The organism is Pandoraea pnomenusa, assembly GCF_040391475.1.
GTDB lineage: Bacteria > Pseudomonadota > Gammaproteobacteria > Burkholderiales > Burkholderiaceae > Pandoraea > Pandoraea pnomenusa_C.
On record NZ_JBEBXS010000030.1, the window covers coordinates 29,535 to 55,972 of the forward strand.

General features: G+C 63.9%; 19 protein-coding genes, 1 tRNA gene and 1 pseudogene. 7 read left to right on the forward strand and 14 right to left on the reverse strand.

What is annotated here, in order from left to right:
• Nucleotides 1-68: 68 nt before the first annotated feature.
• From mdtD to gloB, 8 genes are all read right to left on the reverse strand, one after another.
• Complete coding sequence (gene mdtD / locus ABWO90_RS22280) at nucleotides 69-1,523, reverse strand: multidrug transporter subunit MdtD (RefSeq protein WP_353193405.1); 1,455 nt, start codon at nucleotides 1,521-1,523, stop codon at nucleotides 69-71.
• Between the two features lie 54 nt (nucleotides 1,524-1,577).
• On the reverse strand, nucleotides 1,578-3,479 hold the full coding sequence (locus tag ABWO90_RS22285; protein WP_353193406.1) for a propionate--CoA ligase: 1,902 nt from the start codon (nucleotides 3,477-3,479) through the stop codon (nucleotides 1,578-1,580).
• 291 nt (nucleotides 3,480-3,770) lie between these two features.
• Complete coding sequence (locus ABWO90_RS22290) at nucleotides 3,771-5,726, reverse strand: ABC transporter ATP-binding protein (protein WP_353193407.1); 1,956 nt, start codon at nucleotides 5,724-5,726, stop codon at nucleotides 3,771-3,773.
• Complete coding sequence (locus ABWO90_RS22295) at nucleotides 5,723-7,498, reverse strand: asparagine synthase-related protein (RefSeq protein WP_353193408.1); 1,776 nt, start codon at nucleotides 7,496-7,498, stop codon at nucleotides 5,723-5,725. Before ABWO90_RS22295 ends, ABWO90_RS22290 begins: the two co-directional genes overlap by 4 nt.
• Nucleotides 7,499-7,614: 116 nt before the next feature.
• Nucleotides 7,615-8,376, reverse strand: a complete 762-nt coding sequence (locus tag ABWO90_RS22300) for a lasso peptide biosynthesis B2 protein (RefSeq protein WP_353193409.1) — start codon at nucleotides 8,374-8,376, stop codon at nucleotides 7,615-7,617.
• Complete coding sequence (locus tag ABWO90_RS22305) at nucleotides 8,369-8,551, reverse strand: hypothetical protein (protein WP_353193410.1); 183 nt, start codon at nucleotides 8,549-8,551, stop codon at nucleotides 8,369-8,371. Before ABWO90_RS22305 ends, ABWO90_RS22300 begins: the two co-directional genes overlap by 8 nt.
• Nucleotides 8,552-8,789: 238 nt before the next feature.
• On the reverse strand, nucleotides 8,790-10,484 hold the full coding sequence (locus ABWO90_RS22310) for a transglycosylase SLT domain-containing protein (protein ID WP_353193411.1): 1,695 nt from the start codon (nucleotides 10,482-10,484) through the stop codon (nucleotides 8,790-8,792).
• Between the two features lie 338 nt (nucleotides 10,485-10,822).
• Nucleotides 10,823-11,650 (reverse strand): hydroxyacylglutathione hydrolase, encoded by an 828-nt coding sequence (gene gloB / locus ABWO90_RS22315; protein ID WP_353193412.1) that lies wholly within the window; start codon nucleotides 11,648-11,650, stop codon nucleotides 10,823-10,825.
• 14 nt (nucleotides 11,651-11,664) lie between these two features.
• Between gloB and ABWO90_RS22320 the strand changes: the two genes are divergently transcribed.
• The 5 genes from ABWO90_RS22320 (at nucleotide 11,665) to ABWO90_RS22340 (ending at nucleotide 17,328) form a co-directional block, all read left to right on the forward strand.
• Complete coding sequence (locus ABWO90_RS22320) at nucleotides 11,665-12,552, forward strand: methyltransferase domain-containing protein (RefSeq protein ID WP_353193413.1); 888 nt, start codon at nucleotides 11,665-11,667, stop codon at nucleotides 12,550-12,552.
• A gap of 11 nt (nucleotides 12,553-12,563) precedes the next feature.
• Nucleotides 12,564-13,010 carry a ribonuclease HI gene (gene rnhA, locus ABWO90_RS22325; protein WP_353193414.1) on the forward strand — a complete coding sequence of 149 codons (447 nt, stop codon included), beginning with the start codon at nucleotides 12,564-12,566 and terminating at the stop codon, nucleotides 13,008-13,010.
• A gap of 128 nt (nucleotides 13,011-13,138) precedes the next feature.
• Nucleotides 13,139-13,879: a DNA polymerase III subunit epsilon gene (dnaQ, locus tag ABWO90_RS22330; protein ID WP_353193415.1), complete on the forward strand. Its 741-nt coding sequence runs from the start codon at nucleotides 13,139-13,141 to the stop codon at nucleotides 13,877-13,879.
• A gap of 266 nt (nucleotides 13,880-14,145) precedes the next feature.
• Nucleotides 14,146-14,220, forward strand: a tRNA-Val gene (locus tag ABWO90_RS22335).
• 867 nt (nucleotides 14,221-15,087) lie between these two features.
• Nucleotides 15,088-17,328, forward strand: a complete 2,241-nt coding sequence (locus ABWO90_RS22340) for an NADP-dependent isocitrate dehydrogenase (protein WP_353193416.1) — start codon at nucleotides 15,088-15,090, stop codon at nucleotides 17,326-17,328.
• 202 nt (nucleotides 17,329-17,530) lie between these two features.
• Here ABWO90_RS22340 and ABWO90_RS22345 read toward each other — a convergent pair whose 3' ends face one another.
• Nucleotides 17,531-18,394 carry a CmcJ/NvfI family oxidoreductase gene (locus tag ABWO90_RS22345; protein WP_353193417.1) on the reverse strand — a complete coding sequence of 288 codons (864 nt, stop codon included), beginning with the start codon at nucleotides 18,392-18,394 and terminating at the stop codon, nucleotides 17,531-17,533.
• 2 nt (nucleotides 18,395-18,396) lie between these two features.
• Nucleotides 18,397-18,807 (reverse strand): VOC family protein, encoded by a 411-nt coding sequence (locus ABWO90_RS22350; protein ID WP_353193418.1) that lies wholly within the window; start codon nucleotides 18,805-18,807, stop codon nucleotides 18,397-18,399.
• Between the two features lie 87 nt (nucleotides 18,808-18,894).
• Between ABWO90_RS22350 and ABWO90_RS22355 the strand changes: the two genes are divergently transcribed.
• Complete coding sequence (locus ABWO90_RS22355) at nucleotides 18,895-19,842, forward strand: LysR family transcriptional regulator (protein WP_353193419.1); 948 nt, start codon at nucleotides 18,895-18,897, stop codon at nucleotides 19,840-19,842.
• Between the two features lie 142 nt (nucleotides 19,843-19,984).
• Here the strand turns inward: ABWO90_RS22355 and ABWO90_RS22360 are convergent, their stop codons facing one another.
• Entirely contained in the window at nucleotides 19,985-21,295 is a 1,311-nt protein-coding gene (locus ABWO90_RS22360; protein ID WP_353193420.1) for an MFS transporter, read from the reverse strand.
• A gap of 606 nt (nucleotides 21,296-21,901) precedes the next feature.
• Between ABWO90_RS22360 and ABWO90_RS22365 the strand changes: the two genes are divergently transcribed.
• Nucleotides 21,902-22,801, forward strand: coding sequence for a PhzF family phenazine biosynthesis protein (locus tag ABWO90_RS22365; RefSeq protein ID WP_353193421.1), 900 nt, complete (start codon nucleotides 21,902-21,904; stop codon nucleotides 22,799-22,801).
• On the opposite strand, the gene ABWO90_RS22370 is transcribed toward ABWO90_RS22365, so the two are convergent.
• The 3 genes and pseudogenes from ABWO90_RS22370 to ABWO90_RS22380 all read right to left on the reverse strand — a co-directional run.
• A complete protein-coding gene (locus tag ABWO90_RS22370) occupies nucleotides 22,776-24,041 on the reverse strand; it encodes an arabinose transporter (RefSeq protein WP_353193422.1) in 1,266 nt (421 codons plus the stop codon). The genes ABWO90_RS22365 and ABWO90_RS22370 overlap by 26 nt on opposite strands.
• A 360-nt stretch (nucleotides 24,042-24,401) precedes the next feature.
• Nucleotides 24,402-26,009 carry a Na/Pi cotransporter family protein gene (locus ABWO90_RS22375; protein ID WP_353193423.1) on the reverse strand — a complete coding sequence of 536 codons (1,608 nt, stop codon included), beginning with the start codon at nucleotides 26,007-26,009 and terminating at the stop codon, nucleotides 24,402-24,404.
• Between the two features lie 63 nt (nucleotides 26,010-26,072).
• A pseudogene (locus tag ABWO90_RS22380) lies at nucleotides 26,073-26,438 on the reverse strand (TetR/AcrR family transcriptional regulator); the annotation flags it as partial.

Genomic DNA, 26,438 nt, shown 5'->3' on the forward strand with positions numbered 1-26,438 from the left:
TGCCGCCTGCCGCCTGCCGCTTGCCGCTTGCCGCTTGCCGCTTGCCGCTTGCCGCCGGCCGTCGATGGTCAGTTTGCTGGCGGCGGTGGCGATGCCGTAACCGCGCGGGCCTGCGCGTCGCCGTCGTCGGTCGCCATCTGCTCGCGGTCGGTCAGTTGCGCGAAGATCCACGCCGAACAGCAGGTAATCAGGCCAACGCATGCAAACGTGGCGCGAAACGCAGGCAACGCACCCACCCCGGCGTGCTCGCCAAAAGCCCCGGTAAACGTGACCAGCAGCGCACCGCCAACCGTCAAACCGAAGCTCATCGCCAGCATCTGCACGAGTGAGAACAGGCTGTTGCCACCGCTCGCGTCGTCCGGATTCAGGTCCTTGAGGGTGAGCGTATTCATCGCGGTGAACTGGATCGAATTGATGCCGCCGAGAATCCCCAGTTGAACGATCAGCAACGGCACCGGATAGTGCGGCGTGACGATCGCGAAACTCGCGATCACGCCGCCCGCGAGAATCGTGTTCCAGACAAGCACCGGACGATAGCCGAAGCGCATCACGAGTCGTGTCGCAAGGCTCTTCGCAAAAATGCCGGTGATCGTGATCGGCAGCATCAGCAGCCCCGCTTCGAACGCCGTGTAGCCCAGGCTCACCTGCAACAGCAGCGGAACGAGATACGGCACCGCCGCAATGCCGATGCGCGCAAAAAGGTTGCCCAGCAGGCCGACACTGAACGTATGCACCCTGAACATCGCCAGCGAGAACAACGGCTGCGGCGTACGGTTCGCATACAGACCATAGGCGACGAAGCCCGCAAAGCCGAGCACGAGCAACATCAGCATGAGCGCGTGCGCCCCGGCCATGTCGGGGCGGCGGTCGAGCGCCAGCGACGTCGCCACCATGCCGATGGTCAACAGCACATACCCCTTGATATCGAACGACGTCCGGTGCGGCGCGCGCGCGTTGATGAGGAAGAAGTGCGCCGCGACACATCCGGCGATGCCCACCGGCACGTTGATCAGGAACACCCAGTGCCACGAAGCGACCTTCACGAGCCACCCGCCAAGCGTCGGCCCGATGAGCGGCCCGATCATGCCCGGCACGGCCACGAACGCGAGTGCCTGAAGATATTGCTCGCGCGGGAACGTTCGCAGCACTGCAAGCCGCCCCACCGGCAACAGCATCGCGCCGCCGAAGCCCTGCACCACGCGCCATACCACCAGCGCATCGAGCGTGCTCGAATAGGCGCACATCGCCGAGCCGATGGAGAAGATCGTGAGCGCGCTCGAGAACACCACACGGGTGCCCAGCCGGTCGGCCAGCCACCCCGATATCGGGATCGTCACGGCCATCGTCAGCGCATAGGCGATGACCACGGCCTGCATGTGCAGCGGCGACTGGCCGAGATCGCGCGCCATGGCGGGCAGCGCCGTATTGACGATCGTGGAATCCAGCGTCTGCATGAAGAAGCCGACGGAGACCACGAACAACATCGCTTTTTGCCGCCAGTCGGCCGGGTGAGATGAAGTCATGTCGAGATGCGCGAAAGGTCATGGAGGCTTCGCCTGCGAAGCCCCATGACCCTACTACACCCCTTTGACGGCGTCACGTACCTGTTCAAGCGCCGCCGGATCCTCCAGCGTGATCAGGTCGCCGGTCTCCCGCCCTTCGCAGATCGCCTGGATCGCGCGGCGCAGCAGCTTGCCGGAGCGGGTCTTGGGCAGCATCGTCACGAAGAATACGCGCGCCGGACGCGCCACCGCCCCCAGTTGCTTGTCGACCGTCTTCATGACATCGCCCTCGAGCGCCAGACGCGCGTCGGGTGTGGCCGCCAGTTCCGGTTGACGCAGCACGGCAAACGCCATCGCCACCTGCCCCTTGAGCGCGTCCTGCGCGCCGATCACCGCGACCTCCGCCACCGCCGGATGGCTCGCAATGCTCTCTTCGATCTCGCGCGAGCCGAGGCGGTGGCCCGCCACGTTGATGACGTCGTCGGTGCGCCCGAGAATGAAGTAGTAACCGTCTTCGTCGCGCACACCCCAGTCGAAGCTCGAGTACAGCGTGCGGCCCGGCACGGTCTCCCAATAGGTCTTGACGAAGCGGTTGTCGTCGCCCCAGACAGTGCTCATGCAGCCCGGCGGCAAGGGCCCCTCGATGGCCAGCACGCCCTTCTGGTTCGGGCCGCAATCCTCGCCGGTCGCCTCGTCGACCAGCTTCACGTCGTAGCCGTACACGGGCTTGCCCGGCGAACCGAGCTTGCCCGGCAGCACCTCGATACCCCGCGCCATGCCGAGAATCGGCCAGCCCGTCTCCGTTTGCCAGTAGTTGTCGACGACCGGCTTGCCGACGCCATCGGTCAGCCAGCGCGCAGTGGGCTCGTCGAGCGGTTCCCCCGCGAGGAAGATCAGACGCAGCGACGACAGGTCGTACTGCGTCAGATACGCCGGATCCTGCTTCTTGAGCACGCGAATGGCCGTGGGGGCGGTGAAGAGTTGCGTCACCTTGTACTTCTCGACAATGCGCCACCAGATGCCGCCGTCCGGGCGAATGGGCGTGCCTTCGTACATCACCGTCGCAATGCCCGCGAGCAGCGGCGCGTAGACAATGTAGCTGTGCCCGACCACCCAGCCGATATCCGACGCACAGAACATCGTGTCGCCCGGCTTGGCGCAGAAGATGTGCTGCATCGACGACGCGAGCGCAACCGCGTAGCCGCCCGTGTCACGCTGCACGCCTTTGGGCTTGCCCGTCGTTCCCGACGTATAGAGCACGTAGGACGGCTCGCTCGATTCGAGCCACTCGCACGGCACAAGTGCGTCGAGATGCTGCTCGCGCAGTTGGGCGTAGTCGACGTCGCGTCCTTCCACGCGCGTCATCGGCGCGAGGCCGCGGTCGATCAGCAACACGCTCGACGGCTTGTGCTGCGCAAGCGTGATGCCTTCGTCGAGCAGCGGTTTGTAGGGCACGACCTTGCCGTTGCGTGACCCGGCGTCCGCCGAGACGATGACCTTGGGCTGTGCGTCGTCAATGCGCGCGGCGAGGTTGACCGACGCAAAGCCGCCGAACACCACCGAGTGAATCGCGCCCAGACGCGTGCAGGCGAGCATCGCGAACAGCGCCTCGGGCACCATCGGCATGTAGATCAGCACGCGCTCGCCCTTCGTGACACCCAGCGATTGCAGCGACGCCGCCATGCGGTTCACTTCCGCCGCCAGTTGGTCGTACGTGTAGACGCGCTCCTGCTCCGTCTCCGTCGACACCCAGATCAGCGCGTTCTGCGTGCCGCGCGACGGCAAATGGCGGTCGACCGCGTTGTGACACAGATTGGTACGCCCCCCCACAAACCAACGCGCGAATGGCGGCTTGTCGTAGTCGAGCACCTGCGTGAAGGGCGTTTCCCAGTCGATCAGATGGGCCTGTTCCTCCCAGAAGGCCTCACGCGAGTCGGGCGTGATCGAACGGGCGTGAAACGACGCATACGAAGTCATGATGTCTCCTTGCATGATTTGATAGGCTCGCGCGCCCGACGTGACCTCGTTTCGCCGTTGGCGTGGGCGGGGAGCGGTCGGGCTGGCGCGGCGCCGGATCGGGCCGGCTGGATCTGCTGGGTCTGCGGGCATGGCGCCCTCGACCGGCAATGCGCTTCGGTGCAATGAAATCGTCGGACACCAGTGACGGGTCTCGCGTTCAGTGTGCGCGTTGACGCTTACGGAAGGCTTACCGGGGCCCTCGCCCGGGCGCCCGATCGCTAGGGGATTACGCGGAGTGGCCGCAGATGCTCACGCCGGATCGGGGACGGAGGCGCGCGTGGAGGCGGCGGCGGTGACGGTGACGGTGGCGGTGGCGGTGGTGGGAGCCGGTGTCGCCATCGTATGGCTCGTATGGCTCGCAGGCTCAGGTGCCGCGTCGGTGACGGCGGTGGCGCCACTCCTGGCATGGGCTGCCGAGTCGGCCTGCTGTGCTTGCCAGAGTCGGGCGTACAGGCCGCCGCGGCGCAGCAAGGCGTCATGATCGCCCGTCTCGACGACGCGCCCGGCGTCCATGACGACGATGTGCCCCGCGTGCCGGATCGAGGCCAGACGGTGTGCGACCACGAGGCAGGTCGCCCCAGCCCGCTCGCGGGCCAGACGCTGAAGAATTCGCGCCTCGGTCAGCGCGTCGAGGGCGGCCGTCGGTTCATCCAGCAGCAACAGCGACGGATGTCCCCAAAGTCCGCGTGCGATGTTGACCCGTTGCCGCTCTCCCCCGGACAGGCCCGCAACGGACGTTGTGTCGGGCACTTCGGCCAACGCCGTCACACGGGCAAACTCCGCATGCTCGGGACCGCCTTCGGCCGGCGCCGTGGCCCCAAGCCCCTCGCGATACGCGACATTCTCGAAGACGCTTCGATCGAACAAGCGGCAGTCTTGCGTGACGAAGCCAGTGGCGCGCCGCCTCGCACCGGCTTGAAGGTCTCCCGCCGCGCCGACGGGTTGCCCGTCGATACGCACTGCGCCGCCCGTGGGTAGCGTGAGTCCAGCGATCAAACGGAGCAGCGTCGACTTCCCTGCCCCCGACGGGCCGACTATGGCCACATACGCCCCCGAGCGCACGATCAGGCTGACGTCTTCCACGATGCAATGGCCGTCACGCGTCCTTACGTTCACGCCGTCGAATTCGATACCGGGCGCGTGGAGCAACGCGGGCGGAAGCGCGGCATCCGGCGTTGGCACCGGACCTTGCGACGCTGCTGCCACGGCGGCCGGCCCGGCAGCACTGTCGCGCAAATGCTCATCGACGCTCACGAGCGCGCGCGCCACCTGCGAGACCAGCGCCCCGAGCATGGCGGCGGGCAAGGCGAACTGCAGCAGGTAGGCGTTGACCTGCACCAGCGTACCGACCGGCTCCGCGCCGTGTGCCACATCGCTCACGGCAAGCAGTGTCATCGCCGACACGCCCGCCGCCATGATCGCCATCTGCAAGGCGCTCGTGACTTGCGAGATGCACGCCGTCGACAGCGCCGCCCGGTAGCGCGCGTACAGACGCTGCGACAGGCGCGCCGTTTCGGCAGGCTCCTGAGCAAATGTCTTCACGCATTCGAGATGGCTCAGGGTGTCGGCCAACGCACCGGTGGTGGCCCGCGAGACGTCGTTCGCGCTCGACTCCCGGCGTGTGACCCGCGCGAGGGACGGACGCAGCGTCAGCCCGTACGCCAATACCGTCGCCCCCAATATCACGCCGTAAAGCACACCGAAATTGAGTACGAGGATGACGCCGGTCGCCACGACCTGCACGGTGAGCGGCAACAGGCCGAAGACCAACCCGGTGACGATGACCGGCAGTGCCACTTCGACACGGAACAGGCAGTCGAGCACCTGTCCCGCACTCACGTCGCGCGCGCGATGCGCAGGCAGTGCGATGAGCCGGGAGAGATAGCCGAGGGCCGTGCGACGGCGCAGATCCTCCATCACGCGCTGGATCATGAGGTCCTTGCCACGTTCCCCAATGGCCGCGCCGGACCAGAGCGCGACGTAGGCCACGGCCAGCGGCATCGCCAGCGCGGTCGAACGCCCTGCGGCCAGCGCATCGACCGCCAGCCCGAGCACCCACGGCGCGCCCAGACGCAACGCGAGCATGAGCCCGGCGGCAAGCGCTGCCGCAACGAGCCACACACGATGGCGCGACGATGCCGGGTCACGCGCCCAGAGCGTGTGCAGCACGAAGCAAAGCGCGCGCCAGCCGGCCTGCCACGTCATGCGACAACCTCTCCCGTGTCGCCCGCCCCGCTTTGTCGCCAGCCGCGAACGAACATCTCCACAGCGTACAAGCGGCGGATCGTCGTCATCGATTCGAGATGATGATGCGCGATGCGCCCGATGGCGCGGCGGCACGCATCGCGGTGGATCCATCCGGATGCTGCGCAGTAGCCGTCGAGACACACCTCCTCGACGTGCGCCAGATTGGCCGCCACGCCCGCCCCGACGATGCCCGTCATCATCCCCTTGTCGCGCCGCCAGAGGTTCGGCAAGCCGCTGGCGAGATACGCCGCGCGGCGCAGTGGCAGACGATTGTGGACGGCGTTGAAGAGCCGATAGGTCGGCATGGCGAAACCGGCTTCGACGACAGGTTGTGTGAGGAACGGGAACACGCTGCCACCGTCGGTGAGCGCCGGATACACCTCGATATCGCGCAGGTTTCCCAGCGTGCCGAGGATTTGCGCGCGTTTGCCCGGCCGCAGGCGAAGCGCCGCACGCTGAAGCCAGGCTTGGGCGAGCGGCTCGGCGCGATACGAATGACCGGCGCTCCCCGCAGCCGTGATCAGGCCATCGGCGCCGGCAGCCACCGGATTCGCGTGGCGCTGCCGCAGTTGCGCCAGCGCGCCTTGCGCGACCCACCATAACGGTAGACGCTGCATCACCGCGAGATCCCGCCACGCGCCGAAGGCTCGACGCCATTGACCGTCGGCGAGCGCGTCGAGAAGCGCACCGTCGGGCGGCGGCGCGAGGAAGACCGCGTCGCCGCCATGCCCGTTCACGAGACGATGGTCGCGATACGACGCCAGTCGCGCGCGCACGACGTCGAGTTGCGAGAGCATGCACATGTGCATCGCCGGACGCGCCAGTCGCGGAATCTCGACCGGCGGCGAAAAGGCAGAACGTTCGATGTCGAAGCGCTCGAATGCCATACGCACATACTTGGCCACACGTCGCGCATGATGCGATTCGTCGCTCGAAGGCGACGCCGGATCGCGGTGATTCACGGCGGTACACGCGCCCGCGCGCCCGGCTTCGGCGAGTGCCAGCGCGAGCGACGTCGACTCGACGCCCCCCGAGAGTTCGAGCACCGCCGACTTGTTGCCCAGGCAGCGTTCGGCGGTGTGCCGCAGCAACCCCAGCAGCCCCTTGCCCGACGTCATGTCGTGAAGCTCGCATGCCCCGTTCGGCCGCCACGACGGCCACCAGACGACGCGTGTCTCGGGCGCCCCCTGCGCAGGGATCCACAAGGCGTGTCCGAGCGGCAGGCGCTCCACGCCGTCGAGCGCGCACTGCACGCCACCCAGATCGCCGTGCACCAGGAAGGACTTGAGGGCCGTGCTGTCGAAGGTAGGACTGTCGCCGGCAATAGACGCCGGGTCGGAAGCGACATGTACCGCACCGTCGTGGCAGAAGCGATAGTACGTCGGACAATGGCCGCAGGGATCGCACAGGACCAGCGTCGAGCCCCCCCAGCGGTCGTGCACGATGATCCGGTAAGGCCCCCAGTACAGTTCGACGAAGCGCTCTGCCGATTCGAGCGCCATGCGGGCCAGATCGAGATCCGGCGGCATCTCGGTGCCGTCGTCCTTGCGGAACACCTGACCGCTCACGTACCAGGCCAGCAGTTCACTCTGGCCGCTGGCGTGCTGCCGACCGATGCCCGCCGGGAGAATGCGTGCGACAGGCTCACCGTTCATGCCCCCGAGGACCACGGCGCCGGGCAACGGCACGTGACGTTCGGCCGGACCAGGTCTCAGACGCGCAAGTTTCATGACGGACTCCGTTTGCATCGCTGCGTGTGAACGCGCCGCCTGGCGGCCACGTCCGTGGGAAACGACCGGAAAACGACCGAGAGGCGACCGGGAGGCGACCGGCAGGCAAAGGCGAATCAGGCCGGCGTCTCGAAGATGACGGCGAGTTGCTCGCGACGGCGTGGGTCGTCGGCGATCACCCGCCCTTGCGCTTCCGCCCAGGCGTGCGCATAGAACGGCTGGCGCTGCACCCCGATCACCAATTGCAGCCGCAGGCCATCGCTCGCGCACCACATGGCAAGCGCCGCATACCACGGCAGACACGGCGTGCACTGCGGATAACACAACGCAGCGCGGTGCATTGCAGCCACGTACGACGCATAGTCGCCAGGCGATCCGTACCGGGTATGACGGGCATGCTGCGCCGCTTGCACGGCGTTGATCACCCCTGCGATACGCCCGCGCCGCGTGGCACGTTGCGCGCGCCAGAGCCAGTACGTTGCTCGGAGCACGTCGCGCGAACGTGGCGTGAACGCAATATCGGCAGGCATGGCGAGCCAGGCGTCGAAGCCCAGACGCGGCGCCATGTCGCGCGTGGCGTGCCGCATGTCGGGCGCGTCGCACTCGCCAGGCGCGAGAATGCCCTCGGCGTCGAACACGTCCTGCATTGCCGGCAGCGCATCGGCAACGCCCGCCGGGTCATGCCGCCAGCCAATCAGACGTCGCAACGCCTGCGAATGGGCATACGAGAGATTGAAGTAGCGATCGCGCGAGAACTTGAGCAGAACCACATGCGCGCCCAGCCCTACCCCGTGCACGTCCGATGCCAGATGACGGAAAACCGGCGCGTCCGCACACGCGCCGGTTTCGATTCGCACCGAATCTGCCACCTCAGCCATTGCCCCCGGTCACCGGCGGCAGCGTCGGAATGCATACCGGCTTGAAACACAGCGGCAGCACGGTGATGCCTTCGGTGTCGTTGCCGAGAACACCGCGCGTGGCATGCGTGGCATCCACCGACGCAAACATCTCAAGTTCGGTCACTGCTCTCGTGGTTCCCGTTTCCTTCTTCATTTAGGACTCCTTCTTGAGTGAATGCGAACGACATCGTCCGCGTCTTCATCATAGGAAACGTGAGCCGGTGCATTTATGGGAATTTTCCGAAGCCGGACGTCAAGCCCGTACCGGGACTTGCGGGCCACTTGCGGGCCATTTCCTGCCACCAAAAGCAAAGCGCCCGCGGGAGAATCCTCGCGGGCGCTTTGTTGCGGTCTTGCCGGAGTGCGGCGCAGCGGCGTCGCCGGCTTTGCGCTTAGCGCTGCGCCGTCTTGGTGACCTTTGCCGGGGCCTTGGCGGCCGGCTTGGCAGCAGCGGTCTTCGCAGGCGCCTTGGCGGCCGTCTTCGCGGGCGCCTTGGCCGGTGCGGCCTTGCTGGTGGCCGCGACAGCCTTCGTTCCCTTGGCCGGCGTGGCGGCCGGACGATGGTCGACCACGCGGATCATCTTGCCGTTCTTGCCGCGCACCAGACGCGTGCGCGGCGCATCGTCGTCGTCCTTCGCGGCAGCCGGTGCCGGGGCTGCCGAGGCAGCGACCACGCGCGAGGCGTCCTTCACCGGCACGTGGAGCACCAGCAACTGGCCCGACGTCAGCGTGTCGCGACGCAGACGGTTCCAGCTCTTGATCTGCGCCACGCTCACACCGCTACGCGAAGCCACAGCAGCCAGCGTGTCGTGCTTGCGTGCGCGCACCATGACCTTGCGCGTATCGGGCAGGTCCGGCTCCAGCGCCAGCACCGCGTTGCTTGCCACCGATGCGCTGATGTCCTGGTCGATGTCGTCCGAGCGCGGCACCAGCAACGTCGAGCCGGCCTTCAGACGCATGCGCGGCGCAATGTTGTTGACCGAGCGGATCACGGCGGCATCGACACCCAGCTTGCGCGCCACGTCTTCCGGACGCTCACGCGACGACGACGTGTAGGTCGTCCAGCTCGAAAGCGGCTTGTCGTAGCTCTTCAGGCGACGTTGGAACACTTCGGCGCTGTCGAACGGCAGCAGGATTTGCGGCTGACCGGCCCCCAGGATCACCGGCTTGCGGAACGACGGATTGAGCGCACGGAACTCGTCGAGCGGCAGATCGGCGAGCTTCGCAGCGAGTGCCACGTCGATGTCGCGCTTGGTCGTCACGCTCACGAAATACGGGTGGTTCGGGATTTCCGGCAGCTTCACGCTGTAGAGATCCGGGTGCGCAATGATGTTCTTGATGGCCTGCAGCTTCGGCACGTAGTAACGCGTCTCGGTCGGCATGCGCAGGCTCAGGTAGTCGGTCGGCAAACCCTGGGCCTGATTGCGGTCGATGGCGCGCTGCACGTTGCCCTCGCCCCAGTTGTAGGCCGCAAGCGCCAGATGCCAGTCGCCGAACATCGCGTAGAGCTTCGACAGGTAATCGAGCGCGGCGGTCGTGGAGGCAAGCACGTCACGACGCTCGTCCTGCCACATGTTCTGCTTGAGGTTGTACGTCTTGCCCGTGCTGGGAATGAACTGCCACATCCCGGCCGCCTTGGCCGTCGAGAGCGCCTGCGGGTTATACGCGCTTTCCACGAACGGCAGCAGCGCGAGTTCCGTCGGCATATGACGGCGCTCGAGTTCTTCGACGATGTGGAACAGATACTTGTTCGAACGATCGATCATGCGCTCCACGTAGTCGGGACGCTGCGCGTACCACTGCGTGCGGTCCTGCGCGAGATCGGTGTCGAGATCGGGAATGGAGAATCCGTGACGGATGCGTGACCAGAGGTCGGCGTCGTCGCTGCCGTAGGCGAGGTCGTTCAGGGAGTCGTTGTCGAGGTCGATCGTCTGATCGCTCGAAACGCGTTGCTTGCCTTTGGCGGTCGAAGCGAGAGGCGACTTGCTCTGCGCATCGGGGGAGGAATTCGACGCACCTGTGGTCGGCGCTGTGCTGGCGCAAGCCGCCAGAAGCAGCGTCAGTAACAAGCTAACGATAAGTCGCATTGATCGGGCTCGAATGGGGTTGCATCTTCATGAAATTGGCAAGGATGTTAAGGAAACCCTTCAGATGCGTCAACCATTCTGCCTAATTTTTTTGCAGAATTTACGCCAAAAAGCCCCGAATTTAAGGGTTATCCCCGAGCGCGAATCGAGACGATGTGGCGGCAACGACACACAAAAGCCACACCCAACGCCCGTATACGATGCGATCGATAAGACACCGAAACATCATCGTCGAGGCGATTCGTCAGGGGTGAGCAGGCGAGTCCATGTGTGTCAACGTCTGCTTTATGACAGACGCCATGACGCGTCGCGCGGTTGACAGCGCGACGCGCTCACGATCAACGGAAGGTGTCTTTCCAGGCGCGCAAGGTGGCGAACACGGCTTCACGCGAGAGCGGCGCGCGTCCGGCATGGTGCTCGGCTGCGGCGGCAACCGCTGGGGCGTCGCTGCGCAGGAAGGGATTGGTCACGCGCTCCTGGGCGAGCGTCGTGGGCAACGTCGGGCGGCCCGCCGCGCGCAGCGCCGTGGCTTCCCGGTGCCACGCGGCCAGCGCCGCGTTATCCGGATCGACGGCCTGTGCGAAGCGAATGTTCGAGAGCGTGTATTCGTGCGTGCAGTGCACGAGCGTGGCCGGTGGCAGTGCGGCGAGCGAGTCCAGCGAGGCGAGCATCTGGGCGGGGGTGCCTTCGAAGAGGCGTCCGCAACCGCACGAGAACATTGTGTCGCCGCAGAACAGTCGCGGCGCGCCGGCGGGCCCGGCACCCAGGAAGTAAGCGATGTGGCCCGCGGTGTGGCCAGGCACGTCGATGACGTTCAGCGTCATGGCCGGCGATGCGATGTGCACCGTCTCGCCGCCCTGATGCGGATGGTCGACACCCGCGATGGCCTCGCGAGCGGGGCCATGCACCGGCACGTCGAAACGTTCGAGCAGTGTGCCGATGCCGCCAACGTGGTCGGCATGCTTGTGCGTGATGAGAATGGCGCGCAGCGTGAGGCCGCGCGATTCGAGATAGGCGAGCACCGGGGCGGCGTCGCCGGGATCGACCACCACGGCATCTTTGCCGTCGTCGATGACCCAGAGATAATTGTCCTGGAACGCGGGGACGGGAAAGACGGTCAGTGTTCCGGCCGACTGTTCACCTGCCGCATCTGCGTGCGCATCCATATATACTCGCCACCATGTCAGAACGTCCGATTATAGACTGGCCCGTCTGGCTCGTCTCACCGCCAGGCCGCTACGCGCTCGCATGGGAACAGGCCCTCTTCGACCAATGGGTCGGGGATCTGTTCGGCTATCACGCGCTGCAGCTCGGCCGCCCCGAGCTCGATACGCTGCGTGAGAATCGCATGCCATACCGGGGGCTCATTCTTCCCGCCGCTCGCGGCCCGGAAGCGCCGCTGCTCATGACCAAGGCCGCCAGCGACACGTCCGTCTGCCCGCCGCCGGGTGACGGTATCGCTGCGGCCGCGCCGAGCGCGACGGCAGCCACCGAAATGGTCGCCCGCGACATCCTCGTGAGCCGCTTCGACGAACTGCCGATCGCCACGGCAAGCACCGATCTCGTTGTGTTGCCGCACGTGCTCGAGTTCGCGGAGAACCCGCACGACATCTTGCGCGAAGTCGAACGCATTCTCGTGCCGGAAGGACAGGTCATCATCACCGGCTTCAACAATCTGAGCCTGTGGGGCGCCCGTGAAGAACTGGGACGCCTGGCCGGTGCCCCGTTCCTGCCCCCGGGCGCCGACCTCATCGCGTTCACGCGTCTGAAAGACTGGCTCAAGCTGCTGTCGTTCGATATCGACCGCGGACGATTCGGCTGCTATCGCCCTCCCCTGCGTGGCGAGCACTGGCTGCAACGCTTCGAATTCATGGAGCCCGCAGGCGATCGCTGGTGGCCGATCTTCGGTGCGCTTTATGCCGTGCGCGCGGTCAAGCGGGTACGAGGCATGCGCTTGGTCGGCAAAGTCCGCAAGCGTATACTCGGCCTCCAGCCGGCGGCGGCACCGGTGGCCACACCCAACACCACGCACCGCCAGATGGCTGAAGCTACCGAAGCGTCCGATTGAATGTTTGAGAGATGACCTTGCCGCAAGTTGAGATCTACACCGACGGTGCCTGCAAAGGCAATCCCGGCCCCGGCGGCTGGGGCGCCCTGCTCCTTGCCGGCAAACACCGCAAGGAAATGTTTGGCGGCGAACCCAATACGACGAACAACCGCATGGAGCTGCTCGCCGTCATACGCGCGCTCGAAGCGCTGAACAAGCCTTGCCATGTCGTGCTGCACACCGATTCGCAATACGTGCAGAAAGGCATCAGCGAATGGATTCACGGCTGGAAGGCGCGCGGCTGGAAGACGGCTGCCAAGGAACCCGTGAAAAATGCCGATCTCTGGCAGGAGCTCGACGCCATCTCCCAGAAGCATGACATCGACTGGCGCTGGGTCAAGGGTCACGCCGGACACGACGGCAACGAGGCCGCCGACCAGTTGGCCAATCGCGGCGTGGAAAGCCTGCGGCGCGGCTAATCGCCCGTTGCGCGATCGGCGCGGCGTTCAACGCTGCGCCCCTCGTCCGCGCGTTGCGTGATATCGAATTGTCTGCAGCGCGCTTATTCCGAAAGCACACACGATTTACCAAAGATTTACCGAACCTCATGCGACAACTGATCCTCGATACCGAAACCACCGGCCTGAACGCCAAGACGGGTGACCGCCTGCTGGAAATCGGCTGCGTCGAACTGGTCAACCGCCGCCTGACCGGCAACAACCTGCACTTCTACATCAACCCCGAACGCGACAGCGATCCGGGCGCATTGGCCGTGCACGGACTGACGACCGAGTTCCTGTCCGACAAGCCCAAATTCGCGGAGATCGCGGAAGAGTTGCGCGAGTATTGCCGCGACGCCGAGATCATCATTCACAACGCGGCGTTCGATCTGGGCTTTCTCGACATGGAGTTCGGCCGCCTCGGCTGGCCGCCGTTCATGCAGCACTGCACGAGCCTGATCGACACCCTGCTTCGTGCACGCGAGATGTTCCCCGGCCGCCGCAATTCGCTGGACGCGCTTTGCGAACGTCTCGGCGTGAACAACGCGCACCGCACGCTGCACGGCGCATTGCTCGATGCGGAGCTGCTCGCCGACGTCTACCTTGCCATGACGCGCGGCCAGGAAAGTCTGGTCATCGATGCCGGCGACGGTGATGAAGGCCACGCCGGTGCGCAGCGCGAAAAGATTTCGCTGCGCCAGTTCGATTTGCCAGTGATCCTGGCCGCTGCGGAAGAAGTCACGCAGCACGACGACGTGTTGAACAGCATCGATAAAGGCATCAAGGGAACATGCGTGTGGCGCACGGAACCGGCACCGCCGGAAGGCGAGGCCACACCGGCCGCGTGAGATTGCAAGGGATGCGAGACGCTTTGCGAGAAATTCGCACGAAGGTCTTCCCAAGTGGAGAAAACATCCCTATAATCGCTGTCTTTGCTGCTTGCGAGTCATCGCAAGAAACGGCGTGAAGTGATCGAGAGATATCGTCACGGCGGCAGCAAAAAAGAACAAAAGAAAGGTTGCAGACTTCAGCGAAAACAGTTAAAGTTCTGCTCCTGATTGCGAAAGAAGAACTTCAGCAATCGACACTAAGTCATTGATTTAGTTGATGATTTGGGTGGTTAGCTCAGCGGTAGAGCACTGCCTTCACACGGCAGGGGTCACAGGTTCAATCCCTGTACCACCCACCAGATTCGAAGGGCCGACGATGCGTCGGCCCTTTTTGCATTCTGCGTCCGGATTGATCGATGCGAGCGTCAGTTGCGCTCCCATCGTTATCCCACTGCTCCCTTCGTCAGCGCTTGAATCCTGCTACCCCGACCACTCGAACGTCGGGCCCGGTAAGCGAATAGACGATCCCCCCATTGTTCGCCGCTGCACCGGTCAGCACGCCTTGCGTCCAAAGTTGGCATGCTCCCGCGCATGCACCGCCCGTCACGTTTTGCGTAATCGTGCTGAAGGTCGCGCGTGCGCCATCCGGCCCCACCGCAGCCCTTCCCGCACCAGTCACGTAGGTCTGCCCCGCCGTCATCGCGATGTTCAGATTCGGCGCGCGGCAGCGATGCGGTGAAGCCGACAGGCAGTGAATCCCGGCACACAAGGAGACGCACGTCGAGCGGCGCCTCTCGCTGGTCTGTTGCGGGTCTATTACTCGTTTTGCCTTGTACCGCGCAGTCGCCCAGCCCGCGTTTACCTATTCTGATGACAGCGACCCTGGCGAACCGGCACGAAACCCGTCACACCAGGACGTGCACCCGGCCGTTTTTCATAGATTTTTTGTATCACCGGATAAAATCAATCGATTTCGATATATCGAAAGCCATAGGAAATACATTGCCGGAACGAACCCGCCGCCCGTCCTACGGGGTTTTCCACGACGTGACGGGGCCTACAGTGGCAGTCTTATATAAGACCCAAGCATTCACATTACGAAAAGGCATTTCAGTTTTGCCCCCGACCCGTGTCACAATCGAGGCAATTTGTCATGGCTAGCGGACTGTCACCCCAGTCGGCGGCGTTCCCCCACCTTTTCCTGCTTCTTGAATCCGAGACCAGCGATGAGTACGCAGCAACCCAGCATCATCTACACCCTGACCGACGAAGCACCGCTTCTGGCCACCGGCTCCTTCCTCCCGATCATTCGCACGTTCACCGCGCCCGCCGGCGTGGCGATCGAGACGAGCGACATTTCGGTGTCGGGCCGTATCCTCGGTGAGTTCCCCGAATTCCTGACGGAAGACCAGCGCGTGCCGGACAACCTCGCCGAGCTGGGCCGTCTGACGCAAGATCCGGACACGAACATCATCAAGCTGCCGAACATCAGCGCGTCGGTGTTCCAGCTCCAGAGCGCCATCAAGGAACTCCAATCGAAGGGCTACAAGGTGCCGGACTATCCGGAAGACCCGAAGACCGACGAAGAAAAGGCCATCCAGAAGCGTTACTCGAAGTGCCTGGGCTCGGCAGTGAACCCCGTGCTGCGTGAAGGCAACTCGGATCGCCGCGCGCCGCTGGCCGTCAAGAACTACGCCAAGAAGCACCCGCACAGCATGGGCGAGTGGAGCATGGCTTCGCGCACGCACGTCGCGCACATGAAGCATGGCGACTTCTACCATGGCGAAAAGTCGATGACCATCGACAAGGCCCGTGACGTCAAGATGGAACTCGTCACCAACAGCGGCAAGACGATCGTGCTCAAGCCGAAGGTCTCGCTGCTCGACGGCGAAATCATCGACAGCATGTTCATGAGCAAGAAGGCGCTGTGCGAGTTCTACGAAGAGCAGATGGAAGACGCGCGCAAGACCGGCGTGATGTTCTCGCTGCACGTGAAGGCCACCATGATGAAGGTCTCGCACCCGATCGTGTTCGGCCACGCCGTGAAGATCTTCTACAAGGAAGCCTTCGAGAAGCACGGCAAGCTGTTCGACGAACTGGGCGTGAACGTCAACAACGGTCTCGTGAACCTGTACGAGAAGATCGAAGCGCTGCCGAGCACGCAACGTGAAGAGATCATCCGCGATCTGCATGCCTGCCACGAGCACCGTCCGGAACTGGCGATGGTCGACTCGGCCAAGGGCATCTCGAACCTGCACGCACCGAACGACGTGATCGTCGACGCCTCGATGCCCGCCATGATCCGTATCGGCGGCAAGATGTGGGGTGCCGACGGCCGTCCGAAGGACACGAAGGCCGTGATCCCGGAAAGCACGTTCGCCCGCATCTATCAGGAAATCATCAACTTCTGCAAGACGAACGGCGCTTTCGACCCGACCACGATGGGCACGGTGCCGAACGTTGGCCTGATGGCGCAGAAGGCCGAAGAATACGGCTCGCACGACAAGACGTTCGAGATCGCCGAAGACGGCGTGGCGAACATCGTCGACATCGCCACCGGCGAAGTGCTGCTGTCGCAGAACGTGGAAGCCGGCGACATCTGGCGTATGTGCCAGGTCAAGGACGCCCCGATCCGCGACTGGGTGAAGCTCGCCGTGAACCGCGTGCGCAACTCGGGCATGCCGGCCGTGTTCTGGCTCGACCCGTACCGTCCGCACGAAGCCGAACTGATCAAGAAGGTCGAAACGTACCTGAAGGATTACGACACCAACGGTCTCGACATCCAGATCATGTCGCAAGTGCGCGCCATGCGTTACACGCTCGAGCGCGTGATCCGTGGCCTGGACACCATCTCGGTGACCGGCAACATTCTGCGCGACTACCTGACCGACCTCTTCCCGATCATGGAGCTGGGCACCAGCGCCAAGATGCTCTCGATCGTGCCGCTGATGGCCGGTGGCGGCATGTACGAAACGGGTGCAGGCGGTTCGGCACCGAAGCACGTCAAGCAACTGGTGGAAGAAAACCATCTGCGCTGGGACTCGCTGGGTGAGTTCCTGGCGCTGGCCGTGTCGCTGGAAGACCTGGGCATCAAGACGGGTAACCAACGCGCCAAGATCCTCGCCAAGACGCTCGACGCTGCCACGGGCAAGCTGCTCGACAACAACAAGGGTCCGTCGCCGAAGACCGGTGAGCTCGACAACCGCGGCAGCCAGTTCTATCTGTCGATGTACTGGGCGCAGGAACTGGCCGCACAGACGGAAGATGCCGACCTGGCCAAGACCTTCGCGCCGCTGGCCAAGCAACTGACCGAGAACGAGAAGACCATCGTGGGCGAACTCGCCGACGTGCAAGGCAAGCCGGCCGACATCGGCGGCTACTACAAGCCGGACTTCGCCAAGCTCGACCAGGTCATGCGCCCGAGCAAGACGTTCAACGCCGCGCTGGAAAGCGCAGCGAAGGCGTAAGCGCACTGCAGCACCGGTAGCCTGTGGGCGGGTCGGTACGACCGCCCTTGTCTACTCGCAATACCCAACAAAAAAGCCGGCAAATGCCGGCTTTTTTGTTGTCGCTGCCCCGTCCTGAAACCACGTTTCCCGCCAGCCATTTCAAGACGCGACATCGCCCGCAATGCCTTGTGCCCGCGCACATGGCGCGGGACGCAACACATCAATCGTCGAACAACGCGAGGGCACGAAACTCGATGCTCTCACGCGGAAGATGATTTTCCGGAGCACTCGGGTCGGTGAAAGCCCCGTGCGGCACGAACTGCGGCCCCAAAGACGTCGAAGCATCGTAGACCTTGAAAATCCAGGCCTGATCGGGCTGCATTCCCCTCGCATAGAACCAGCGATGCGCCGCATTATGCGACAGCGCAAACATCGAGCCCTTGCGTCCCGGGAACATCAAGGTCACCGGCACCAAATCCCCTTCCTCAATCGATCCCGGGTCCGCGAACGCGAGCGGCTTGTCATGCAGCGGGCCTCGCAGGGGATGCCAGATATTGAGAAAGACGAAGCGCTTTCCGGCGTATTTCGGCGCCTCGTCTCCCAGCAACGAGGCAACACGAACAGCGGCGGACTTGTGCGTGTAGTCATTGTGCATACGGGGGTCCGGTGCACGTTGCTCGCTCCCCGCCGCACGCCCGTTGACCTGTCCGATGCTGATTTCGCCTTCGACAGACTTGCGAATCGTGTAGTCGTAAAGCTTCACGAAAGCAGCGCCGGTGTGCTCGGCCACCATTTGCGCAATTTCCGGATACGCCACGGATTTGATTTGCGCTTCGGAGTAATCCGTTACCGCCGTGTGACGCGGAACGAGTTTGAACCCGTGACGATCCAAATCCAGACGCCCGGCGACCGGATTCACGTCATAAACCCGCATCGATTGCGGGTCCAGCGTTATATTGTTTTGCGGCCCGTCTTCACGCGCATGGCCGTAGGAATACAGTTCTTCATCCGAGCGTTTGACGTAGTTCAACTCGGCATCGACATACGGCAGTTGGGACAATACCAACGATTGCGTTGAATCCATGGTCAGCTCGCCGTAACCGGTGGGTGATTCGCGTCAAAAATCACCGCCAGCTTGTTTTGGTCCGGATCACGGAAATACGCGACATAGATATCCGGGTGATAGTCTTTTCGCGGACCGGGTGCGCCTTCACACTTGGCCCCCTGTTCGATCGCCGCGCGATAAACGGCATCGACCTGCGCTTGCGAATTCGCCCAAAATGCAATCGACGTGCCATTACCAAAGCTTGCCGCGTCGCCATTAATGGGCAACATGCTCCAGAAAACGCATTGATGATTCGGTGCATCGGGCTTTCCGTATCCGACAGCATAGTCGGCGTCGTATCGGGCGACGAGATTCAGCGGCGCCAATACAGCGTCGTAAAATTGCTTTGCTGCGGCGATATTTTGGGTACCGACAGTGGTGTGGCGAATCATGCTTGATCTCCAAAGGGAATTGAACGCAAATGCTACGTTTCAAGCATGGCAATAACAACGCAACATCACGCAAACCGAGGTTGCACTATGCGCAAAGGTGATGATCTGTCGACGTGGCGACTCTTCGCCCGTGTCGTCGAATTAGGCAGTTTCACCAAAGTCGCGGAGGAATCCGCGACAGAGCCATCGACGATCAGCCGCCGGATTCAGTCTCTTGAAAATGATCTCGGCATTCAATTGCTGCATCGTTCCAGCAGGGTCCTCAGCGTTACCGACACCGGAATGCTCGCGTATCGCCAAATGCAAGAGGTCCTGGCCCATTTCGATCAGTTTCACGAAAACATCAATTCGCCCGAAGGCGAGTTGAGCGGATTGATCCGTTTTTCCGCCCCGGTGCTGGAAAGCGAATATTTGCTTTCCGATTGGATACTCGAATTCTGCCAAGCCCACGCCAAGATCCGGATCAACTTCCAGGTTAGCGATACGCTGTTCGATTTCTTTGCGGATCGCATCGACCTCGCGTTACGCGTTGGCATGATCCGCGACGAGGAAGTCGTGGCGCGCGAGATTGGCCATGAAGACATGGTGATTTGCGCAAGCAGGACATTTCTGGCGCAACGTGATCGCCCGCGTTCTCCAGCGGATCTCGATGAAGACGGCGTGCTCTGCCATCCGGCAGTTCGCAATACCCACGATCACGTCGATCTGAAAAATGGTGAGGAAATCACTTCGGTCCGCGTGAATCGCAGACTCTCCGTGAATCATGAGCCGACGTTGTATCGCATGGTGCTTGGCGGGGCCGGCGTCGGCATACTCCCGCGTTGGCTGGTACAACGGGACATTCAGGCCGGCGCGTTGGAAGAAGTCCTGGCCGGCTGGCAAAGCGTGCGCTTTCCCGTCTGGCTGCTTCGCCCCCCCGGGAAATTCACGTCTCCGGCGGTCCTCGCGCTGAGCGATTGGCTGGCGAGGAAATGGCGCGAGTCAAGCGGCGAACTTACCGGGAACGTTGGCACGAACGGGATGCCTCGCCCGTAAATCCGGCCATGAAATGCAAAACGCCCGATGACAGGCATCGGGCGTTTTGTACCACCTTCAGTGTCAACCTGTTCCAGGATTCGACACTTCACAACCAGCGCCGAAGGCGGCATACACCGCCAACGGCCCCGCAGAGAACCGGTCAGCGATTGACCTGTTCCTTCGATTGCGTGAGGGCCAGCACGGCGCCCAGTGCAAGCGCAGCCGACACGCAGTACATACCGGCGTTGGTGCTTTGCGTCACGTCCTTGAGCCAGCCGATGACGAACGGGCTCACGAAACCCGCAAGGTTACCGATCGAGTTGATCATGCCGATCGCCGCAGCGGCCGAACCGCCCACGAGCAGCGCGCTCGGGTAGGTCCAGAACACCGGCATCGTTGCCAGCATGCCGGCCGTGCCAACCGACAACGCCACCATCGCGAGCGGCACGTTGTTGCCCCAGATCGTGCTCAGGTACAGGCCCACGGCACCGGCCAGCGACACCACGGCGAAGTGCCAGCGGCGCTCGCGCGTGCGGTCCGAGCTGCGCGCCACGACGATCATGCTGACCACGGCACAGGCGTACGGAATGGCGGTCAGCAGACCCACGTCCAGTGCGTTCTTCACGCCGCTGGCCTTGATGAGCGTCGGCAGGTAGAAGCCGATGCCGTACAGGCCCATCATGCAGCAGAAGTAGATCACGGCCATCAGCCACACACGGCCGTTCGAGAACACCGATGCCACCGAGTGCTGTGCCTTGCCCGCGCTGTCTTGCGCGATATTGTGCTCGAGCACCTGCTTCTCGTCTTCCGAGAGCCACGACGCAGCGCGAATGCCGTTCGGCAGGTACATCAGCACGATCACACCGAGAATCACCGACGGAATCGCTTCGATGAAGAACAGCCATTGCCAGGCCGCCCAACCACCCACGCCGTTGAACGCGGAGAGGATCCAGCCCGAAAGCGGACCGCCGAACACACCGGCGATGGGAATGCCGATCATGAACAGCGCGTTCATGCGGCCACGGCGTTGTGCCGGGAACCAGTACGTCAGATACAGCACGATACCGGGGAAGAAGCCCGCTTCGGCCACGCCCAGCAGGAAGCGCACCACATAGAACTGCATGGGGGTCTTCACGAACAGCGTGGCAGCCGAGAGCACGGCCCACGAGATCATGATGCGCGCGATCCAGCGGCGCGCACCCACCTTGTGCATGATGATGTTGCTCGGCACTTCGAAGAAGAAGTAACCGATGAAGAAAATACCTGCGCCGAGACCGTAGATGGTCTCGCTGAATTGCAGGTCGTTCAGCATTTGCAACTTGGCAAAGCCGACATTCACGCGGTCGAGATATGCCGCGACGTAACACAGGAAAAGGAACGGCAACAAACGCCAGGTCGCTTTTGCGTAGGCTCGCGCCTCGATCTCGCGCGAGTGCGCGATGGGTTTGGTACCGCTAGCGATAGTACTCATGGTCTCCACTTCGAACTTCGGCTGCCACGCAGCCAGAATCACGACTGCAACGCTGCCGACAGACCACTCGCACCGATCACGCTGCCTTACCCACTCGACCGCTCTGAAGACCTCACGATTCCCATGCGACGGGAATCGATTTCGCGGGATCCGTCGACATTGTCTCCGGACGTCAGCCCCGGCCCATCGGCCGTTGCGCAACGTTTCTACCCTGCCATCCCCTTTGGTTTTCGGGAGGCCGACGCGATTGTAAACCATAGGACAACGCCCGATTTGGAACGCTTCCTCGGTCAGCGATGAATTTCTTAAATCGCAGCGATTGAGAATGTCGTATGGACGCGACATCGCAGTCACATTGACACGCTGGGCGACGATCGGGCGCGTCAGTGTCGCGACACCGCTTCACACGGGGCGCTGGCCCTCTGACATGTCTGCCGCTATGCGGACTTGTCTGAAAATCGTAGCGAAGGACATCCATTTGTCGCCTGACAGCCGCAGGGTTTCGCGCGTAATCTCGTCGCTATGACACCGCAATTGACGTTGCGGCGTACCGCCCGCTACCGAGGCATCGCATAGACCTCTCCGAATTTTGAATCACGCACCGTCATGACTTCTCACGCTTCCCTGTCGCTGCCCGCACCCGCTGTCGTGTCGCTGGTGAGTGTCTTCCCCGCTGCGCAGAATGGCGGCAATCCGGCGCCCATCGTGCTCGATGCCGACGCCCTGTCGGCCGACGACATGCGTGCGGTAGCGGCGCATTACGGACATGAGAGTGGATTCATCATGGCGCCGGCGGACTCGCTGAACACCTGGCGCTTTCGTTTCTTCGTGCCGAATCATGAGATGGAGATGTGCGGGCACGCCACGCTGGGCGCGTTGTGGGTGCTGCGTCGTGCCGGACGATGGGATGGCCGCCCCGTCACCATTGAGACGTTGAGCGGCAAGGTCGAGGGCCGGATGGCCGACGACGGCGAGCACATCGAAGTGAGCCAGCCGTCAGGACGCACCGAGCCCATCATCGACGCCACGGCCATCAATGCCATCTGCGCGGCGTTACGAATCTCGCCCGACGACATTGCCCCTGAGGGCATCTGCAACGCGGCGACGAGTCGCGTGAAGACACTGATCCCGCTGCGCAGCGTCGCGCAACTGCAGTCGCTGGCCCCGGATTTCAGCAAGATGCTCGCGACCTGCGATGCCATCGCATCCACCGGCTTGTACCCGTGCGCCCGCGAAGACGTCGGTGACGGACGCGCGCTACCGGTATTGCAGGCGCGTCAGTTCCCGCGATCTTCCGGCTATCCGGAAGACGCCGCAACCGGCATCGCCGCCGCGGCGCTGCTCTACGGGGCGCGCCGCTATGGTTGGCTGGCGCCGGGCGAACGCGGCGTCGTGGTGCGACAAGGCGTTGCGATGGGACATCCGTCGGCCATCACGGTCACGCTGCGCGATCCGCTCGACGCCGACGCCGGTTGCTGGATCAGCGGCGACGTGCACGCAATGTGACGACCACGACGACACCGATCGCCGCCGCCACGGCGCCACACAAAAACACCGCGCGATAGCCGAATGGATTCGCCACGGCGCCGGCCAGCGGGCCGGTGAGCAGGATGGCAACGTCCTGAAACGCGGCATACGTCCCAAGACTGGTGCCTCGGCTCGCGGCGGGGGCACGTTTGACGACTTCGATCCCCAGCGACGGGAAGATCAACGACGCACCGGCGCCGGCGAGTGCGGTGCCGAGCAATGCGAGCCACGCGACCGGTGCCTGCCAGACAAGCAGCAGACCAACGGCTTCGACGACGAGCGACGCTTGCGCGACGCGCAGGTTGCCGAAGCGCTCCGGCCATCGACCGCCGATCAGGCGCACCAGCACGAAGGCCAGACCGAAAGCCGAGAGTGCTATGGCGGCGCCAGCCCAGCGCGACGCATCGAAGTACAAGACCACGAACGCCCCGACCACCGCAAAGCCCACCCCCTGCAACGCCAGCGCCAGCCCCGGCAGAAACACGATGCGCAGCACCTGCGAGTACGGCAGCGCGCCGCCTGCGTGGTGCGCCGGAGCAACGCCCGGAATACGCGAGATGACAGCCCAGCCGGCCAGCGGCAGAAGACACATCACGATGGCGACGCCAATGAGTGCCGTGCTGCCGTAAAGCGCGAGTCCGAGCGGCGCACCGACAGCGAACCCGCTGAAGACGGCGGCGCCCGTCCAGGACATCACGCGACCCGATTGCGCCGCGCCGAGGCTGCCGATGGCCCATGTCAGCGTGCCAGTGATACACAGACTCTCGCCCACGCCGAGCAGCAGACGGGAGATCGTGAGGACACCGAGACGCGGCTCGGGCGAGAGCGTCACGAGGCCCGTGGCCAGCATCGCGATACCGGAGAGTCCGACGAACGTCAGACCGCGCATGAGTGCAACGCGCGCGCCACGCTGATCGGCGGTGCGCCCGGCGAACTTGCGCGTAAGCACCGTCGCCAGCGACTGCACGCCAACGGCAAAGCCGACCACGACGTTGTGAAAGCCGAGCACGTCATGCACGAACAGCGGCACGACGGAGAGCGACATGCCGATGGTCAGGCACGCCAGAAACACGTTAAGCGAAAAGCGCAGCAACAACGCCGTGGCGTTGACGGGCGCGCCGGTCGAGGTGGCTGGATTGGCCGAATTGGCCGGATTGGCCGGGGTGGCCTGTCCAGCCTCCGGATTGGCCGTTGCAGCAGAAGCAGCGGGGGACGACATACCAAAAGCTCCATGAGGTGCCGGCGCACACGTGGCGCATAGCGCGTACCGGCGAACGAACGAGCGCGACGCGGCCGTCGGAACGCACCGACGATTCGGGTCAACAGGGCAAATCGGGGGAAAAGGCGCTTGTGGCGCGTAGAGAACCGGGGATGGCGCCGAATGGGCAACCCGGTGGTTCACTTGCGAACGCACGCCCCTCGACCGACGTGCCGGATCGCCCGGCCGCTGTCGCGGAGTATGCGTTGGTTCACGTGAACGCTTACGTGGTATCAGCGGATAAACATCGCCGAATACCAAAAATCAGTTCGCATTCTAGCCACGCAAATTACGTTGCGCAAGCAGCGGCACGCGTTGATGTCAATCGATCGGATCGGTGCCCTTCGCGCGCCGGGTACTCGCCTTGACCGTTTGTTGCAACGCGCGGCGAATCGCGCTGTAGCGGCGCAATGCCTCTTCCATCGCGGCGATGCGCGTGGTCCCGGCGGCCCCGTCGGCAAGCAGCTTGGCCTTGAGTCCGCCATAGGCGGCCTCCATCGATGCCACGTGTGTGACGAATGATTCACCGACGTCGGCGGGTAGTGTGTCGCGCTCCACGAGATCGAGCAGTTCGGTCGACTCGTGCAGGAATGCCGTGTAGGCATCGGAAAGCCCGGTAGCAGTGCCCGTCTGGTCATGCAATGTTGCGGCGGCTATGGCCTGTTCGGCGGCACTCTCGTAGTAGCGCAGCGTGCGCAGCGTATCGGCGAGGGCTTCGGCGGCGGCGGCTTCCATCGCCACGCGACTCATGCGCTCCGCGAACGACTGGCACACCGCCCCGAGACGCATCACGGAAGCGTGTTCCTGCGCCAGTGCACCGGCACTCATGCCGGTGAGCGCGCCGCGCACCATGTGGCGGCTCATCACGCCGAGGCGCTCGACTTCACGCTCGAGCGCGTCGACGGCCAATTGCGGCACTTGCAGCACGTTGTCGTCGAGGAACTGCGGCGCGCCTTCGTCTTCCTCGCGCGTACGGAAGCGGCGTTGCAGCCAGTGCAGCAGTGGCGTGGACAACGGGATCATCAGTAACACGCCGAGCACGTTGAACGTCGTGTGGAAAATGGCGAGCTTGATGGCGGGATCGGTCTCGTAGCCGAACCATCCCATCGCGGAGGCGATGGCGCGAATCATCCACGGCAACAGGATCAGCGCGACAACGGCCGCCACCACGTTGAACGCCACGTGCGCCATCGCAGCGCGCCGGGCGTTCGGCGTGGCACCGATCGCCGCGAGCACGGCGGTCAGGGTCGTGCCGATATTCGCGCCAATCACCACGGCTGCGGCGCCTTGCGCACTCAACAGCCCGTTTTGCGCTGCCGTGAGCGTGATGGCCATCGCGGCGGCGGAGGACTGCACAATGCAAGTGAGCACGAAGCCGACGACGACTTGCAGCAGCACGTCGAGCGGTCCGTCGCCATCGGGCATGCGGATCACGCCGGCCATGTCGATGAACGCCGACTGCAGCAGGGAGATGCCGAAGAAGAGCAGACCGAAGCCGGCGATGGCATTCCCGATGGCGCCACGCCGGGAGCCCGCGCCCGTGAGGCGCAACGCCACGCCCACGGCGATCAGGGGCAGCGCGAAGGCGTCGATGTTGAACTTCAGGCCGACCACCGCAACGATCCACGGCATCATCGTCGAGCCGAGGTTCGAGCCGAACATCAGCCAGAGCGCGCCGCCGAGCTTGAGCAGACCGGCATTGACGAAACCGATGGTCGCGATGGTCACGACCGACGAGGATTGCGTGATCGCGGTCACGAGCACACCGGACGCGAAGGCCTGCACGCGTGTGCGCGTCGCGCCGGAGAGGATGTGTTCGAGGGCCGGCCCGGCGGCAAGCTTGAGGCCGTCGGTCATCAGTGTCATGCCGATGAGGAAGATACCGATGCCACCCGCCAGAATACTTACCGCCTTGACGATTTCGTCCATGCCACCGTTCCTTTGTCAGAACTGCGGGTTCCGTCCCAGGGGAATACCGGCCGTGGTGCGGCCTCAGTGATCTGCGCGCAAGAGTCCCCAGCATAACCGGTAAAGCTCGTCCTCGAACTCCGGTGTGCCGAGCAATGGCGAATCTTCGAGCGCGGCCGAGCGCAACGTGCCCATCACCGCCCGCGTGAGCACGAACACGGTAGCGGCGGTCGGCGGACGCATCTCCGGCGCATCGCGCCGCGACATGGCCACGGCGATGTGTTCGGCCGCCTCGCGCATGGCCTGCATGATGTTCTCGTGATGATCGAGTTGCCAGGCCATCTTGATGAGCGAGCGCTTGACACGCCCGCCTGCCCCGAAGGCTTCGATCAGCACGCGCAGCCGTTCGCGGATCACACGCTCCGGATCGTCGCCCCGCTCTGCTGCGCG

Coding starts and splice junctions, on each gene's coding strand:
- ABWO90_RS22305 (WP_353193410.1), bottom strand. CDS start 8,551: ATGAAGAAGGAAACGGGAACCACGAGAGCAGTGACCGAACTTGAGATG.
- gloB (WP_353193412.1), bottom strand. CDS start 11,650: ATGGATGCGCACGCAGATGCGGCAGGTGAACAGTCGGCCGGAACACTG.
- ABWO90_RS22290 (WP_353193407.1), bottom strand. CDS start 5,726: ATGACGTGGCAGGCCGGCTGGCGCGCGCTTTGCTTCGTGCTGCACACG.
- ABWO90_RS22345 (WP_353193417.1), bottom strand. CDS start 18,394: ATGGATTCAACGCAATCGTTGGTATTGTCCCAACTGCCGTATGTCGAT.
- ABWO90_RS22370 (WP_353193422.1), bottom strand. CDS start 24,041: ATGTCGTCCCCCGCTGCTTCTGCTGCAACGGCCAATCCGGAGGCTGGA.
- ABWO90_RS22295 (WP_353193408.1), bottom strand. CDS start 7,498: ATGAAACTTGCGCGTCTGAGACCTGGTCCGGCCGAACGTCACGTGCCG.
- mdtD (WP_353193405.1), bottom strand. CDS start 1,523: ATGACTTCATCTCACCCGGCCGACTGGCGGCAAAAAGCGATGTTGTTC.
- ABWO90_RS22375 (WP_353193423.1), bottom strand. CDS start 26,009: ATGGACGAAATCGTCAAGGCGGTAAGTATTCTGGCGGGTGGCATCGGT.
- rnhA (WP_353193414.1), top strand. CDS start 12,564: ATGACCTTGCCGCAAGTTGAGATCTACACCGACGGTGCCTGCAAAGGC.
- ABWO90_RS22340 (WP_353193416.1), top strand. CDS start 15,088: ATGAGTACGCAGCAACCCAGCATCATCTACACCCTGACCGACGAAGCA.
- ABWO90_RS22285 (WP_353193406.1), bottom strand. CDS start 3,479: ATGACTTCGTATGCGTCGTTTCACGCCCGTTCGATCACGCCCGACTCG.
- ABWO90_RS22355 (WP_353193419.1), top strand. CDS start 18,895: ATGCGCAAAGGTGATGATCTGTCGACGTGGCGACTCTTCGCCCGTGTC.
- ABWO90_RS22350 (WP_353193418.1), bottom strand. CDS start 18,807: ATGATTCGCCACACCACTGTCGGTACCCAAAATATCGCCGCAGCAAAG.
- ABWO90_RS22310 (WP_353193411.1), bottom strand. CDS start 10,484: ATGCGACTTATCGTTAGCTTGTTACTGACGCTGCTTCTGGCGGCTTGC.
- dnaQ (WP_353193415.1), top strand. CDS start 13,139: ATGCGACAACTGATCCTCGATACCGAAACCACCGGCCTGAACGCCAAG.
- ABWO90_RS22360 (WP_353193420.1), bottom strand. CDS start 21,295: ATGAGTACTATCGCTAGCGGTACCAAACCCATCGCGCACTCGCGCGAG.
- ABWO90_RS22320 (WP_353193413.1), top strand. CDS start 11,665: ATGTCAGAACGTCCGATTATAGACTGGCCCGTCTGGCTCGTCTCACCG.
- ABWO90_RS22365 (WP_353193421.1), top strand. CDS start 21,902: ATGACTTCTCACGCTTCCCTGTCGCTGCCCGCACCCGCTGTCGTGTCG.
- ABWO90_RS22300 (WP_353193409.1), bottom strand. CDS start 8,376: ATGGCTGAGGTGGCAGATTCGGTGCGAATCGAAACCGGCGCGTGTGCG.